Here is a 546-nt window from a genome sequence, read left to right as displayed (position 1 = left end):
CTTCTCGACNGGGTGCGAACGAAAGTGTTGGACGGGGAGTCTCGGTTTTAAGCCGCTCTGCGTAGAGGCTCCGCCCAGCGCTTTTCCCAATAGGTTTCCCACAGCTGGTTATGTCGCATGACACGCAGGTTGATCATGGCTTGAGCCATGTCCGCACGCCACCAAGCCCCTGGGCGCTTGAGGCGGGCCTGCACGAGGTAGCGATGAGAACTCTCGACCTCGCCAGAGCCGACGGGCAGATTCAGCGCAAGTGCGCGGGGGTAGTCCAACTGGTCGAGTCGGTTGGAGAAATAGCGCCAGGCGACGCGCACCGGAGCCTGCGGGTCATCGACCGATGCAGGTTCGAGGTGCAGTTTCATCTCTGCAACCACCTCGCGGGCCTGTCCCAGCAGGAATCGCGCCTTCTGGGAGGCCACCCAATCCTGGGCAGAATCCGGCGCGCAGACCTTGCTGGCTGGGGTCAGATATTCGCAGACGTGGAACAAGTCGACCAGGAAGGTCCCCTGAGTACCGAACAGTTCCTCGATTTGGCTGCTTATCCAAGCC

1 pseudogene is annotated in these 546 nt (G+C 61.3%); it reads right to left on the bottom strand.

Annotation, left to right across the window (positions count from 1 at the left end):
• Positions 1 to 47: 47 nt before the first annotated feature.
• Positions 48 to 546: pseudogene (locus E4Q08_RS23965) on the bottom strand (ISKra4-like element ISTvi1 family transposase); the annotation flags it as partial.

The organism is Candidatus Accumulibacter contiguus, from assembly GCF_012940005.1.
GTDB lineage: Bacteria > Pseudomonadota > Gammaproteobacteria > Burkholderiales > Rhodocyclaceae > Accumulibacter > Accumulibacter contiguus.
Note: the sequence above shows the minus strand (reverse complement) of the source record. Positions and strands in the feature narration are given on the sequence as shown.